Origin of the sequence: Burkholderia paludis (genome assembly GCF_000732615.1) — a bacterium.
Lineage (GTDB): Bacteria > Pseudomonadota > Gammaproteobacteria > Burkholderiales > Burkholderiaceae > Burkholderia > Burkholderia paludis.
The window spans coordinates 1-14541 of record NZ_JPGL01000005.1; the positions used below are offsets into that span (position 1 = coordinate 1).

Consider the following 14541-nt stretch of genomic DNA (forward strand, 5'->3'; position numbering starts at 1 on the left):
TCGGTTCCGTTAAGAACCGGTCGCTCACTCAAAGCTGACAGGAATATGAATTGCTTCATAAACCTGACTTACTTTAGTGTGAGACTCTTGATACTTTTGCTATCTGATCCGAGGATCAGCTCGCTTCCATCAAGCGCCCACACTTATCGGCTGTTAATTTTTAAAGAGCATTCTGCGAGGAACTTCGTGTTTCTCAGCAGCGCTGCGTTTTCAGCAGCAGAGAAGCGAGATTATGAACCGTGTTTCGCAGCTCGTCAACAACTTTTTTACTGCTTCGTTGCGACTGCGGGGTTCAACTTCCTGGGCCAGTTGCGCGCTCCGGACTGCAGCACACCACCAGCTTCGCTTCCCTCTTCCGCGCTGCGTTTCCGTTAGCGCGAAAGAGGCGTGATTGTAGGCATCCGACCCGAACCGCGCAAGCCCCTTTGTGAAAATATTTTGATAACCCGCCGTGCGCTGCCGCGCACGGCGGGTCGGGGCTCGACCGTTCAGCTACCTCCGTCGACCGCCAGGCTTCCGGCAATCATCACTCGCTATATATATACAGCGGCATCACTTGCCGACCACCACGGCCTGCAACTGCTCGACCGGCACCGCACCAGCCATCGCCGTGTAGCCGGCATCGCTCGGATGAATGCCGTCGCCGCTATCGTATCGCCGCTGCAGCACGCTCGGGCGCGACGCATCGCGCAGCACCGCATCGAAATCGACCACGCCGTCGAACTCGTTACCGCTCCGAATCCACCGGTTCACCTCGAGCCGAATCGCCTCGCGCCCCGCCGGCAGCGCGGCCGGCGTGAGCGTCGCGCCAAAGACCTTCACGCCCTGGCGATGCGCCTCGGCGATCAGCCGGCGATAGCCGTCGATCAGCGACGCGGCCGTGACCGCCGTATGCGGATGGTCGCAATCGAGCCCCGCGCGCGGCGGCATCGCCGCAAAGTTGATGTCGTTGATCCCGATCAGCACGATCGCGGCCTTCACACCGGCACGCGACAGCGCATCGCGCTCGAACCGCGACGCGAGCGACGTGCCGTAGCACGCCGAATCGCTGAGCAGCCGGTTTCCGCTAATACCGAGATTCGCGACGCCGATCGACTCCACGCCGGACTGCGTCAGCCGACGCGCCAGCGCATCCGGCCAGCGGCGGTTCTGGTTCACGCTCGAGCGCAGCCCGTCGGTGATCGAATCGCCGATCGCGGCAACGCTGGCGCGCGCGGAACCGGCCTCGACAGCCAGCTCGGTCACCCATGCATATTGGGTAAAGCGCGTACGGAACGCAGCTGCACCCGGATCGCTCACGTGATCGCCCGGCGCCGATACGTAATTGAACTGGTTCGACACACGGTGCCAGACCGTCATCCGCTGGCTCGCCCCCATCTGGAGGCTGATCGCATACGGTCGGCCGGCCGTCACGTCGATCGCCACCGGATCGCTTTCACGCTCCTGGCCTGGCGCCAGCGTCACCGACGCCTTGCCGCCGAACCGGACCGGTACGGCCGCGCCGCCGGCGAGTGCCGCGCCCTCGCCGGCACGTGCAAGACTCGCGGCCTCGACGACCAACGGCGCGTGGCCGTAGGCATTGCTGATGCGAATCCGCGCGGCCTGCCCCGACAGCGTCGGATAGACGATCTGGCGCACGGTCCGCCCGGCAACGTCCGGTGCGCGATAAAGCGGCGGCGGCGCAGCCAGGTCGGGAATCGGCTGCAGCGCGGTCGCCCACGCCGCAACCCACCCGGCCGGCGCGGCCCACGCCGCGAGCGGCGACACGAAAACGGCCGCACCCAGCGCGGCCGCGGCGAAACTGCTTCGGAATGACATCGGCAAAATCCTCGTCGGAAAGCGGGCATTGTGCCGCAGAAGACGACGAACTCATGCGGCAGACCACACTGACACCAGTCGATTTGCCCCCTTAATCCATCGTTTACCCGAGTCTTGCCGCCAATCCGCAAGAAATTTATTAACCGACCGGTCGGTTGGTTTATACTTCGCACACATTCAACCGGACGAGAGCCTCGCCATGTACACGCAATCCCTCGACATCCCCGGCAACGTCGCGCCGCTCGACGCCGCAGCCGAGTCGCCCGAGCAGGCGCGGTTCGATGCGGTCATGGCCGCAGACGGCAAGATCGAGCCGCAGGACTGGATGCCCGATGCCTATCGCAAGACGCTGGTTCGCCAGATCTCGCAGCACGCGCACTCGGAAGTCGTCGGCATGCTGCCCGAAGGCAACTGGATCTCGCGCGCGCCGAGCCTGAAGCGCAAGGCGATCCTGCTCGCGAAGGTCCAGGACGAAGCCGGCCACGGCCTCTATCTTTACAGCGCGGTCGAAACGCTCGGCGTATCGCGAGAAGCATTGATCGACGCGCTGCACGCCGGCAAGGCGAAATACTCGAGCATCTTCAACTACCCGACGCCGACCTGGGCGGACGTCGGCGTGATCGGCTGGCTCGTCGACGGCGCCGCGATCATGAACCAGATCCCGCTGTGCCGCTGCACGTACGGCCCGTACGCGCGCGCGATGATCCGCGTATGCAAGGAGGAATCGTTCCATCAGCGCCAGGGCTTCGATGCGCTGCTCTCGATGATGAAGGGCAGCGACGCGCAACGCGCGATGGTCCAGCAGGCCGTGAACCGCTGGTGGTGGCCGGTGTTGATGATGTTCGGCCCGAGCGACGCCGATTCGGTCCACAGCAGCCAGTCCGCGAAATGGGGCATCAAGCGGATCTCGAACGACGACCTGCGGCAGAAGTTCGTCGACGCGACGGTCGACCAGGCGAAGGTGCTCGGCGTGACGCTCCCCGACCCCGACCTGAAGTGGAACGAGGCGCGCGGCCATCACGACTACGGCACGATCGACTGGGACGAATTCTGGCGCGTGGTCAATGGCGACGGCCCGTGCAACAAGGAACGCCTCGCGACCCGCGTGAAAGCGCACGAGGACGGCGCATGGGTACGCGAAGCCGCACTCGCACACGAAGCGAAGCGCCGCGCACGCGCCGAACAGCAAGCCGCCTGAGCGGCAAACCATCGAATTCAGGATTCAGGAGAAAGTGATGAACAAGGAATGGCCGATCTGGGAAGTGTTCGTGCGCAGCAAGCAGGGCCTCGATCACAAGCATTGCGGCAGCCTGCACGCCGCCGACGCATCGATGGCGCTGCGCATGGCGCGCGACGTTTATACGCGCCGCCAGGAAGGCGTGAGCATCTGGGTGGTGCCGTCGTCGGCGATCACCGCGTCCGATCCGGGCGAGAAGGCCGAGCTGTTCGAACCGGCGGGCGACAAGATCTACCGTCACCCGACGTTCTACACGCTGCCCGACGAAGTCAACCACATGTAACGCCCGCGCCATGACGATCACGCCCGAACACCTCTCCTACGTGCTGCGCCTCGCGGACAACACGCTGATCCTCGGTCAGCGCAATGCCGAATGGTGCGGCCACGGCCCGATCCTCGAGGAAGACATCGCGCTCACCAACATGAGCCTCGATCTCATCGGCCAGGCGCGCATGCTGTATACGCACGCGGCCGAGCTCGACCGCCAGCTCACCGGCGCGAAGAAGACCGAGGACGACTACGCGTACTTCCGCACCGAACGCGAGTTCTCGAACTTCACGCTCGCCGAGCTGCCGCACTACGGCCCGGTCTCCGGCACCGCGCACGCCGACAAGGATTACGCGGTGACGATCGTGCGCAATTTCCTGTATGCGGCGCTGATGCTGCACGTGTGGAGCGCGCTCGAAACGTCGACCGACACGCAGCTGGCCGCGATCGCCGCGAAATCGGTGAAGGAAACTCGCTATCACGTGCAGCACGCCCGCGAGTGGCTCGTGCGCCTCGGCGACGGCACCGACGAATCACACCGTCGCGCGCAGGACGCGCTCGACTACCTGACGCCCTACACGCGCGAATTCTTCGCCGCCGACGCGATCGACGATGCAGTCGCCGCCGCGGGCATCGCCCCCGCGCCGGCCGCGATCGAAGCGGCGTGGCGCGCAGACGTGGCCGACGCGCTCGCGGAGGCGACGCTCACGCTGCCGGCGCCCGTGATGCACGTGACGACCGGCAAGCAGGGCGAACACTCGGAGCACATGGGCTACCTGCTCGCGGAAATGCAAAGTCTCGCGCGCCAGCACCCCGGCGCGACCTGGTAATCCCGACGCCACGGAGCCCGACGATGTCCGTCCAGAACGCCGCCCCCGTCAATGCCGCACATCGCGACGATCCGCTGCTCGCCCGCGCATGGGACGTGCTCGAAGCCGTACCCGATCCGGAGATCCCTGTCGTGTCGATCCGCGAACTCGGCATCCTGCGCGACGTTCGCCGCGCGGACGACGGCCAGCTCGAAGTCGTGATCACGCCGACCTATTCGGGGTGCCCGGCCATGTCGCAGATCGCCGAGGACATCGCCGCCGCGCTGCAGGCCGCCGACCTTCCGCCGCACCGGATCGAGACGGTGCTCGCGCCCGCCTGGACGACCGACTGGATCACGCAGGAAGCGCGCGACAAGCTGCGCGCATACGGCATCGCGCCGCCGGTCGGCCAGTGCGGCAGCGCGGCGCCGCGGGAAAACGTCGTGCGCTTCGTGCCGCGGCCCGTCGCGGCGCCCGCGTGCCCGCGCTGCGGCTCCTCCCGCACCGAGCGTCTCGCGCAATTCGCGTCCACGGCCTGCAAGGCGCTGTATCGCTGCGTCGACTGCCGCGAACCCTTCGACTACTTCAAACCTTACTGATATGGCGACCCCGCAATTTCATCCGCTGCGTATCCGCGACGTGCGGCCCGAGACAGCCGACGCCGTGACCGTCTCCTTCGACGTGCCGCCCGAGCTGCGCGACGCGTACCGCTTCACGCAGGGCCAGTTCGTCACGCTGAAGACCCACATCGACGGCGAGGAAACGCGCCGCTCGTATTCGATCTGCGTCGGCACGACGGACTACGACCGTGACGGCGAACTGCGCATCGGCATCAAGCGCGTGCGCGGCGGCCGCTTCTCGAACTTCGCGTTCGACACGCTCGAGCCGGGCCACACGATCGACGTGATGACGCCGGACGGCCGTTTCTTCACGCACCTGAACGCCGATCACGGCAAGCAGTACGTCGCGTTTTCCGGCGGCTCGGGCATCACGCCGGTGCTCGCGATCGTGAAGACGACGCTCGAACTCGAGCCGCGCAGCACGTTCACGCTGATCTACGGCAACCGCAGCGTCGACGCGATCATGTTCGCGGAGGAGCTGGAGGACCTGAAGAACCGCTACATGAACCGCTTCGTCCTCTATCACGTGCTGTCGGACGACCAGCAGGACGTCGAGCTGTTCAACGGTGTGCTCGACCAGGCGAAGTGCGCGGAATTCCTCGACACGCTGACCCCGGGCGACGCGATCGACGAGGCGTTCATCTGCGGCCCCGCGCCGATGATGGACGCGGCCGAAGCCGCGCTGAAGGCGGCCGGCGTGCCGCAGGCGAAGGTACATGTCGAGCGCTTCGGCACGCCGCTGCCGCAGGCCGGCGCGCCGGTCGTCGAAATCACCGACCAGACGCCCGCCGCCGACCTGGAAATCGTGCTCGACGGCAAGAAACGCAAGCTGCGCCTGCCGTACGAAGGCGTGAGCCTGCTCGACATCGGCCTGCGCGCCGGCCTCGCCCTGCCGTATGCGTGCAAAGGCGGCGTATGCTGCACGTGCCGCGCGAAGGTGATCGAGGGTGAAGTGCGGATGGAGAAGAACTACACGCTCGAGGAACACGAAGTGAAGGACGGTTTCGTGCTCACGTGTCAGTGCCATCCGGTCAGCGACAGGGTCGTCGTGAGTTTCGACGAGCGTTGAGCGACGTCTCGTCGCGGCGCAGGACGGTTTCTCGCCGTCACACATCTCGCTTACACTAGGGGCCGCCGGCCGGCTGGACGTCGCAACGTCCAGCCGGCCGGCGGTTTTCTTTTGTTGAAGACAAGCCGATGAGTACCATTCATGTGATTCAGGGCGGCTCCGCCGCCGCGTCGCTGCGCGAGGCGCTCGCGCAAGCCGGACGCGACGAGCTCGTCGTCGGATTGCTCGACGATCTCGGCGTCGGGCCGCTCAGGGGCGCCGACGAGACGCCCGACACGCGCGCGGCCTTCTGGCAACGCGTGTTCGGCGAAGAGATTCCCGACTGGAACGCGGAGATCGAAGGCGAGTTCGCGCGCCTCGACCAGCTCGCGACGGATACCGGCCAGGTGGTCGTGTGGCACGCACCGAGCGTCGGCGACAAGCTGCTGCTGCGCCGCGTCGCCTATCACCTGCGCAATGTTCCGCAACGCCTGAACGAGGTGCGGCTATCGGCCGCGGATCTCGACGCGGCGCAGCGCGCGTCGCTGTCGCGCACCGACCAGGCGTGCGCGACCGGCATGTTCTCGCCCGCGGAACTGGCGCGCAAGCGCCCGGTGGCCGCGCCGATCTCGGTACTACGCATCGGCCGCCTCGCGCTCGAATGGCAGGAAGCAAAGCACCTGAACGCCGAGCTGCGCTACTGGGTCAGCAACACGATCAAGAGCGGCCACTACGCCGATCTCGACGCGCTGATCGTCGCGCGCGCGGAACACGACTGGCTGCCCGCGCAGCGCCTCGTCGGCAACATCATGGCCGACGCCGATCGCGGCGGGCTGTTCGTCAGCGACTCGATCGCCTGGTGGCGCTGCCGCGAACTCGCGGCCGCCGGCCGGCTCGAGCTGCAGGACGACGCCCCCGACGCCCTCTCCTCCACGCAGGTGCGCGCCGCCTCCGCGGCCACCCTGCACCGCTAATCTTCCGCATTCGACCATGGCCCGTACCCGAGCGCCCGACCACGAATCCCAGCGCGAACAGATCCTCGATCTGGCCGCCGGAAAATTCGCGCAGACGAGCTACCCGAGCACGTCGATGTCCGATCTCGCGACCGCGAGCGGCACGTCGAAGGCACGCCTGTATCACTATTACGAGAGCAAGGAAGCGATCCTGTTCGACCTGCTCGACCGCTACACGAAACGGCTGATGCTGATCATCGCCGAGGTCGAAGGGGCGAGCCAGCGGCGCGGCCTCAGCGAGCGCGACGCGTTCGCAGAGCTCGTGCGCGCGTTCCTCGCCGAGTACGAGACCTCGCACAGCCGGCACGTCGCGCTGCTCAACGATGTGAAGTACCTCGAGGACGCGCAGCGCGAAATCGTGCTCGACCGTCAGCGCGACATCGTCGCGGCGTTCACGCGGCAGCTTGCGCGCGCCTACCCGGATCGCATCTCCAAGGACAACCAGACCGCCGTGACGATGATGGTGTTCGGGATGATCAACTGGACCTTCACGTGGCTGAAGCCGGGCGGCCGCCTCGGCTACCGCGACTTCGCCGAGCAGGTGATCGACCTGATCGAACGCGGGCTGTCGTCGGCCGCCTGATTGACGCGCAGCAGCATGCGTTGCGCGACGGGCACACTGCCACCGCCCGCCCCGCATTTCATATGATGAATTTTAAGTTTGTTTAAAATCAAATAGATAGACGATCAATTAAACAAATTTAGAATTCATCCTCCAGCTTAAACATCGTTAAATACGGGTTTTCCCCAATCAGACGACCGACGGTCGGGTAAAATGCTGTTGCATTGCACAACCCGCTGTACGGTCACACATTGAGGAACCCACGATGAACACGCAATTCAACGGCCCTGCCGATGTCGTCGGCACCGCCGGTAGTGCGCCGGTTCTCGTCAGGGAACTGGCTTCCAAAGACCGTGAGCAGATGCTCACCCATTTTCTGTCGCTCGACGAAGACGACCGCCTGCTGCGTTTCGGCCAGGTGGTGCCCGACCACGTGATCGAGAACTATGTCCGCACGATCGACTTCGGTCGCGACACCGTGTTCGGCGTGTTCGACCACGACCTCGAACTGATCGGCGTCGGCCACCTGGCCTACCTGCCGGCCGAGGGCGACAAGCGTACGGCCGAATTCGGCGTATCGGTGCTCGAAAGCGCGCGCGGCCGCGGCGTCGGCTCGAAGCTGTTCGAGCGCGCGGCGATCCGCAGCCGCAACACGCACGTGACGATGCTGTACATGCATTGCCTGTCGCGGAACGCGACGATGATGCACATCGCGAAGAAGTCCGGGATGCGGATCGAGTACGCGTACGGCGAAGCCGATGCCTACCTGTCGCTGCAGCCGGCCGACCACTCGACGATCATCGCCGAGATGCTGCAGGAACAGGCCGCGGTGTTCGACTACGCGATGAAGCGCCAGGCGCGCCGCACGACGAAGTTCATCGAATCGCTGATGCCCGCCGCACTGACGGCGTAATATCGGCCGACCGGGCCGCGCCCGCGGGCGCGCCCGGCCCCCTTCCCCGCCGCACACTAGCGCACCGAACGAATCGGCAGCGCAGTCGTTTCCTTGAAGCACTCGAGCGAAAAGCTCGTCTTCACGTCGATCACCGACGGGTGATGCAGCAGATGCTCCTGCACGAAGCGGGAGAAATGCGCCATGTCCTCGACCTGCACGCGCAGCAGGTAATCCATATCCCCCGTCATCGCGTGGCACGCGACCACCTCCGGCCAGGCCTGCACGGCCGCGCGAAACAGCTCCGCATGGGTCGCGCCCGCGCGCGCCGACGTTTCGTCAGCCCGCACCGGAGCAAGGCCGCCGCGCTTCTCGAGCCGCACGCTCACGTACGCGAGCAGGTCGAGCCCGAGCTTCTGCGGATTCAGCAGCGCGACATAGCCGGTTATCACGCCGATCTCCTCCAGCCGCCGGATACGGCGCAGGCACGGGCTCGGCGACAGGTTCACGCGCTCGGCGATCTCCTGGTTCGACAGGCGCCCGTTCTCCTGAAGAATCGCGAGAATCCGCCGGTCGATGGCATCCAATTCGGCTTGCGCCATCTTCTGCCCTCCATTGATCAATTAGAGACTGGAAATTGCGCCATCGTAGGGGCGAGCGATTAAGTTCGCAAGTTTCCGCTCGCGACTGCCCGCTACACTCTGTCGCACGTACCGCTTCGTCGCGCACGCCGCCGCGAGCGCCACGTTCGTCATCGAATCAGGCCGGACGCGCACGTCGCCCCGGCCGATCGCCCCCACTGGAGACACGCCATGCAGATCCCGAACTGGGACAACCCCGTCGGCACCGACGGCTTCGAATTCATCGAATACACGGCACCGGACCCGAAAGCGCTCGGACAACTGTTCGAACGGATGGGTTTCACCGCGATCGCGCGCCACCGCCACAAGGACGTGACGGTGTACCGCCAGGGCGACATCAACTTCATCATCAACGCCGAACCCGATTCGTTCGCGCAACGCTTCGCGCGCCTGCACGGCCCGTCGATCTGCGCGATCGCGTTCCGCGTGCAGGACGCCGCGAAGGCCTACAAGCGCGCGCTGGAACTCGGCGCATGGGGCTTCGACAACAAGACCGGCCCGATGGAGCTGAACATCCCGGCGATCAAGGGCATCGGCGATTCGCTGATCTACTTCGTCGACCGCTGGCGCGGCAAGAACGGCGCGCAACCGGGCTCGATCGGCAACATCAGCATCTATGACGTCGACTTCGAACCGATCGCCGGCGCGGACGCGAATCCGGTCGGCCACGGCCTCACCTACATCGACCACCTGACGCACAACGTGCATCGCGGCCGCATGCAGGAATGGGCCGAGTTCTACGAACGGCTGTTCAACTTCCGCGAAGTGCGCTACTTCGACATCGAAGGCAAGGTGACGGGCGTGAAGTCGAAGGCGATGACGTCGCCGTGCGGCAAGATCCGCATTCCGATCAACGAGGAAGGCTCGGATACGGCCGGCCAGATCCAGGAATACCTCGACGCGTATCGCGGCGAAGGCATCCAGCACATCGCGCTCGGCGCCACCGACATCTACCGCGCGGTCGACGGCCTGCGCAGCAAGGAAGTGAAGCTGCTCGACACGATCGACACGTATTACGAGATGGTCGACCGTCGCGTGCCGAATCACGGCGAATCGCTGGACGAGCTGAAGAAGCGCAAGATCCTGATCGACGGCGCTCGCGACGACCTGCTGCTGCAGATCTTCACCGAAAACCAGATCGGGCCGATCTTCTTCGAGATCATCCAGCGCAAGGGCAACCAGGGCTTCGGCGAGGGCAATTTCAAGGCGCTGTTCGAATCGATCGAACTCGACCAGATCCGCCGCGGCGTCGTGCAGGACAAGGCCTGACGCGTCCGGCGCACGGCTGCCCGGGGCAACCCGGCCGGCCGCGCGGTCCGGCGGGGCAAAGAAAAAGGGCGGGAATCCCGGGATTCCCGCCCTTCTTGCATTCCGGCGCAGCCCGAGGGCCGCGCGACCGGATCAACGCCGGATCAACGCGCGCTCGCCTGCGACTCGACGGCCTGAGCCGCCGACTGCTGCACGACGCCATCCCGTGCCGGCGCGATCTCGCGCATCTGCGCGCCGCCTGCCGCCAGTGTGCGCGCGCCTTGCGCGTGGACCGGGCCGGTCATCGCGAAAAACGCGGCGGACACGATCAGGAAACTCTGGATATGACGTGTATTCATTGCACCTCCTGTAAAACCGCCGGCGCCTCCCCGTTTGCGTCGAAACCAGCCAACGCACCCGGGCACCTCCGGCAGGCCGACAAGATTAACGGCTTTTGCGCATGAAGCGCGCATGCCTTACATGCTTTTACATGATGTAACGCATGATTCCTCCCTTTTTCCGACGTGCCGCGACACGCCGGCCCGCAAGCCATTCGACGGGCGGCGGGTTTGCCCCAGTGCTACCATCATCCAAAACCGGCCAATATGCCGGCCACTGCGGACACGTTCACAAGACGCCCGAAGCAGTCGAGTTTTGGTGATCCCAAACTGGGTGGAGGAGACAGTTAATGAATGCCCCGCTAGACGCAGGCCAACGCGCGTCGCTGGAAGCCGCGCTAAAGTCCGTCACGCTTGATGACAAATACACGCTGGAGCGCGGTCGCGCGTACATGAGCGGCATCCAGGCCCTCGTGCGCCTGCCGATGCTCCAGCAGGAACGCGACCGCGCAGCCGGTCTCAACACGGCCGGCTTCATCTCCGGCTATCGCGGCTCGCCGCTCGGCGGCCTCGACCTTTCGCTGTGGAAGGCCAAGCAGCATCTGGCCGCCCATCAGATCGTCTTTCAACCCGGCCTCAACGAAGATCTCGCCGCCACCGCCGTGTGGGGTTCGCAGCAGGTGAACCTGTACCCCGGCGCGAAATACGACGGCGTGTTCGGCATGTGGTACGGCAAGGGCCCGGGGGTCGACCGTACGGGCGACGTCTTCAAGCACGCGAACTCGGCCGGCTCGTCGCAGCACGGCGGCGTGCTGGTGCTCGCCGGCGACGACCACGCGGCGAAATCGTCGACGCTCGCGCACCAGTCGGAGCACATCTTCAAGGCGTGCGGGCTGCCCGTACTGTTCCCGTCCAACGTGCAGGAATATCTCGATTTCGGCCTGCACGGCTGGGCGATGAGCCGCTACTCGGGCCTGTGGGTCGCGCTCAAGTGCGTGACGGACGTCGTCGAATCGTCGGCATCGGTCGACATCGACCCGCATCGCACCGAAATCGTGCTGCCGACCGACTTCATCCTGCCGGACGGCGGGCTGAACATCCGCTGGCCCGATCCGCCGCTCGTGCAGGAAGCGCGGCTGCTCGACTACAAGTGGTACGCGGCGCTCGCCTATGTGCGCGCGAACAAGCTCGACCGGATCGAGATCGATTCGCCGAACGCGCGCTTCGGGATCATGACCGGCGGCAAGGCGTACCTCGACGTGCGCCAGGCGCTGACCGACCTCGGCCTCGACGACGACACCTGCGCGCGGATCGGCATCCGGCTCTACAAGGTCGGCTGCGTGTGGCCGCTCGAGGCGCAGGGTGCGCAGGCATTCGCGCGCGGCCTCGACGAAATCCTCGTCGTCGAGGAAAAGCGCCAGATCCTCGAATACGCAATCAAGGAGGAGCTGTACAACTGGCCTGACGGGCAACGCCCGCGCGTGTTCGGCAAGTTCGACGAGAAGGACGGCGCCGGCGGCGAATGGTCGGTGCCGATGGGCAACTGGCTGCTGCCCGCGCACTACGAGCTGTCCCCCGCGATCATCGCGAAGGCGATCGCGACACGCCTCGAGAAGTTCGAGCTGCCGTCCGACGTGTGCGCGCGCATTGCCGCGCGGCTCGCGGTGATCAACGCGAAGGAGATGGCGCTCGCGAAGCCGCACGTGCAGGCCGAGCGCAAGCCGTGGTTCTGCTCGGGCTGCCCGCACAACACGTCGACCAACGTGCCGGAAGGCTCGCGTGCGATCGCCGGCATCGGCTGCCACTACATGACCGTGTGGATGGACCGCAGCACGAGCACCTTCAGCCAGATGGGCGGCGAAGGCGTGCCGTGGATCGGCCAGGCGCCGTTCACGGACGAGAAGCACGTGTTCGCGAACCTCGGCGACGGCACCTATTTCCACTCGGGCCTGCTGGCCGTGCGCGCGGCGATCTCGTCGAAGGCGAACATCACCTACAAGATCCTCTACAACGACGCCGTGGCGATGACGGGCGGCCAGCCCGTCGACGGCGTGCTGACGGTGCCGCAGATCACGCATCAGCTTGCGTCCGAAGGCGCGAAGAAGATCGTGATCGTCACCGACGAACCGGAGAAGTACGACAGCCAGAAGGCTCTGCTCGCACCGGGCGTGACGATCCATCACCGCGACCGGCTCGACGACGTGCAGCGCGAGCTGCGCGAGATCGAGGGCACGACGATCCTGATCTACGACCAGACCTGCGCGACCGAGAAGCGTCGCCGCCGCAAACGCGGCACGTATCCGGACCCGGCGAAGCGCGTCGTGATCAACGACGCGGTATGCGAAGGCTGCGGCGACTGCTCGGTGCAGTCGAACTGCCTGTCGGTGGAGCCGCTGGAAACCGAGTTCGGCACGAAGCGCCAGATCAACCAGTCGACCTGCAACAAGGACTTCTCGTGCGTGAAGGGCTTCTGCCCGAGCTTCGTGACGGTCGAGGGCGGCCAGCTGAAGAAGCCGAAGGCCGTAGCGGTCGACGGCAACGCGCTGCCGCCGATTCCGGAGCCGACGCTGCCGGACATCGACCGCGCGTACGGCGTGCTCGTCACGGGCGTCGGCGGCACGGGCGTCGTCACGATCGGCGCACTGCTCGGGATGGCCGCGCACCTCGAGAACAAGGGCGTGACCGTGCTCGACGTCACGGGCCTCGCGCAGAAGGGCGGCGCCGTGATGAGCCATGTGCAGATCTCGCACGCGCCGACCGACATCCACGCGACGCGGATCGCGATGGGCGAAGCCGACCTCGTGATCGGCTGCGACGCGATCGTGACGGCCGGCGACGAGTGCACGTCGCGGATGCGGCACGATACGACGCGCGTGGTCGTCAACAGCGCGCAGACGCCGACCGCCGATTTCATCAAGAATCCGAACTGGGCGTTCCCGGGCCTGTCCGCCGAGAACGACATCCGCGCGGCGGCGGGCGATGCAGTCGACTTCATCGACGCGAACCGCTTCGCGGTCGCGCTGCTCGGCGACGCGATCTACACGAACCCGTTCGTGCTCGGCTATGCGTGGCAGAAAGGCTGGCTGCCACTCACGCTCGCCTCGCTCGAACGCGCGATCGAGCTGAACGCGGTGTCGGTCGAGAAGAACCGCGCTGCCTTCGACTGGGGCCGCCGCGCCGCGTACGACCTGGCGAGCGTGAAGCAGGCCGCTGCCGGCGATGCACGCCCCGCGCAGGGCGCCACGGTGATCGCGCTGCACACGAAAAAGGCGGTCGACGCGCTGATCGCGAAGCGCGTGGAATTCCTCACCGCGTACCAGAATGCCGCGTACGCCGCGCGCTATGCGGCGTTCGTCGACAAGGTGCGCGCGGCCGAGCGCGCACTGGCGGACGGCGACACGGTGCAGGAGCAACTGACCGAAGCGGTCGCGCGCAACCTGTTCAAGCTGATGGCATACAAGGACGAATACGAAGTCGCGCGGCTGCAGTCCGACCCCGCGTTCGTCGCACGTCTGTCCGCGCAGTTCGAAGGCGACTGGAAGCTGAAGTTCCACCTCGCGCCGCCGCTGTTCGCGAAGAAGGACGCCCATGGCCATCTCGTGAAGAAGGCGTACGGCCCGTGGATGATGCCAGCGTTCCGGCTGCTCGCGAAAGCGAAGTTCCTGCGCGGCACCGGGCTCGACCCGTTCGGCCGCACCGAGGAGCGCCGCACCGAACGCGCGCTGATCGGCGAGTACGAAGCGCTGATCGGCGAGGTGACGGCGAAGCTGAACGCGGCCAACCGCCCGCTGGCGCTCGAGCTCGCGGCGCTGCCCGACGGCATTCGCGGCTATGGCCACGTGAAGGAGAACAACCTGCGCGCGGTACGCCAGAAGTGGGACACGCTGCTCGCGAAGTGGCGTTCGCCGACGGGCGGCCAGTCGCACCAGCAGGTCGCGTAACGACGCGCGGCGGGCGCTCGCGGTTCGGAGGCCCGCCCGCGTCGCCGGCTCGATTCACGATAAAAAAACGCCACGGAACGCAAGCTCCGTGGCGTTTTTCATTGCGC

At 65.9% G+C, this 14541-nt stretch carries 13 protein-coding genes; 10 read left to right on the plus strand and 3 right to left on the minus strand.

Annotation, left to right across the window (positions count from 1 at the left end):
• Positions 1-552 precede the first annotated feature (552 nt).
• Positions 553-1818: an SGNH/GDSL hydrolase family protein gene (locus GQ56_RS0101445; protein WP_031396945.1), complete on the minus strand. Its 1266-nt coding sequence runs from the start codon at positions 1816-1818 to the stop codon at positions 553-555.
• Between the two features lie 199 nt (positions 1819-2017).
• On the opposite strand from GQ56_RS0101445, the gene paaA reads away from it, so the two are divergent.
• The 8 genes from paaA to GQ56_RS0101485 all read left to right on the plus strand — a co-directional run bounded on the left by paaA (position 2018) and on the right by GQ56_RS0101485 (position 8287).
• Positions 2018-3016: a 1,2-phenylacetyl-CoA epoxidase subunit PaaA gene (paaA, locus tag GQ56_RS0101450; RefSeq protein WP_031396946.1), complete on the plus strand. Its 999-nt coding sequence runs from the start codon at positions 2018-2020 to the stop codon at positions 3014-3016.
• A gap of 37 nt (positions 3017-3053) precedes the next feature.
• Complete coding sequence (paaB, locus tag GQ56_RS0101455; RefSeq protein WP_031396947.1) at positions 3054-3338, plus strand: 1,2-phenylacetyl-CoA epoxidase subunit PaaB; 285 nt, start codon at positions 3054-3056, stop codon at positions 3336-3338.
• Between the two features lie 10 nt (positions 3339-3348).
• Complete coding sequence (gene paaC, locus GQ56_RS0101460) at positions 3349-4152, plus strand: 1,2-phenylacetyl-CoA epoxidase subunit PaaC (RefSeq protein WP_031396948.1); 804 nt, start codon at positions 3349-3351, stop codon at positions 4150-4152.
• Between the two features lie 23 nt (positions 4153-4175).
• Complete coding sequence (gene paaD, locus GQ56_RS0101465; RefSeq protein WP_031396949.1) at positions 4176-4730, plus strand: 1,2-phenylacetyl-CoA epoxidase subunit PaaD; 555 nt, start codon at positions 4176-4178, stop codon at positions 4728-4730.
• 1 nt (position 4731) lies between these two features.
• On the plus strand, positions 4732-5820 hold the full coding sequence (gene paaE / locus GQ56_RS0101470) for a 1,2-phenylacetyl-CoA epoxidase subunit PaaE (RefSeq protein ID WP_031396950.1): 1089 nt from the start codon (positions 4732-4734) through the stop codon (positions 5818-5820).
• Positions 5821-5948: 128 nt separating this feature from the next.
• Complete coding sequence (locus GQ56_RS0101475; RefSeq protein WP_031396951.1) at positions 5949-6773, plus strand: DUF1835 domain-containing protein; 825 nt, start codon at positions 5949-5951, stop codon at positions 6771-6773.
• 16 nt (positions 6774-6789) lie between these two features.
• Positions 6790-7395 (plus strand): TetR/AcrR family transcriptional regulator, encoded by a 606-nt coding sequence (locus GQ56_RS0101480; RefSeq protein WP_031396952.1) that lies wholly within the window; start codon positions 6790-6792, stop codon positions 7393-7395.
• A gap of 244 nt (positions 7396-7639) precedes the next feature.
• Entirely contained in the window at positions 7640-8287 is a 648-nt protein-coding gene (locus GQ56_RS0101485) for a GNAT family N-acetyltransferase (RefSeq protein ID WP_031396953.1), read from the plus strand.
• Positions 8288-8343: 56 nt separating this feature from the next.
• Here GQ56_RS0101485 and GQ56_RS0101490 read toward each other — a convergent pair whose 3' ends face one another.
• The gene (locus GQ56_RS0101490; protein ID WP_031396954.1) at positions 8344-8868 is read right to left on the minus strand and encodes an Lrp/AsnC family transcriptional regulator; all 525 of its coding nucleotides are present in this window, start codon (positions 8866-8868) and stop codon (positions 8344-8346) included.
• Between the two features lie 210 nt (positions 8869-9078).
• Between GQ56_RS0101490 and hppD the strand changes: the two genes are divergently transcribed.
• Positions 9079-10176 (plus strand): 4-hydroxyphenylpyruvate dioxygenase, encoded by a 1098-nt coding sequence (gene hppD / locus GQ56_RS0101495; protein ID WP_031396955.1) that lies wholly within the window; start codon positions 9079-9081, stop codon positions 10174-10176.
• Positions 10177-10319: 143 nt separating this feature from the next.
• On the opposite strand, the gene GQ56_RS0101500 is transcribed toward hppD, so the two are convergent.
• Positions 10320-10514 (minus strand): hypothetical protein, encoded by a 195-nt coding sequence (locus tag GQ56_RS0101500; RefSeq protein ID WP_031396956.1) that lies wholly within the window; start codon positions 10512-10514, stop codon positions 10320-10322.
• A 329-nt stretch (positions 10515-10843) separates the two neighbouring features.
• Here GQ56_RS0101500 and GQ56_RS0101505 point away from each other — a divergent pair, with 329 nt between their 5' ends.
• Complete coding sequence (locus GQ56_RS0101505) at positions 10844-14434, plus strand: indolepyruvate ferredoxin oxidoreductase family protein (RefSeq protein ID WP_031396957.1); 3591 nt, start codon at positions 10844-10846, stop codon at positions 14432-14434.
• The last annotated feature ends 107 nt before the right edge of the window (positions 14435-14541 follow it).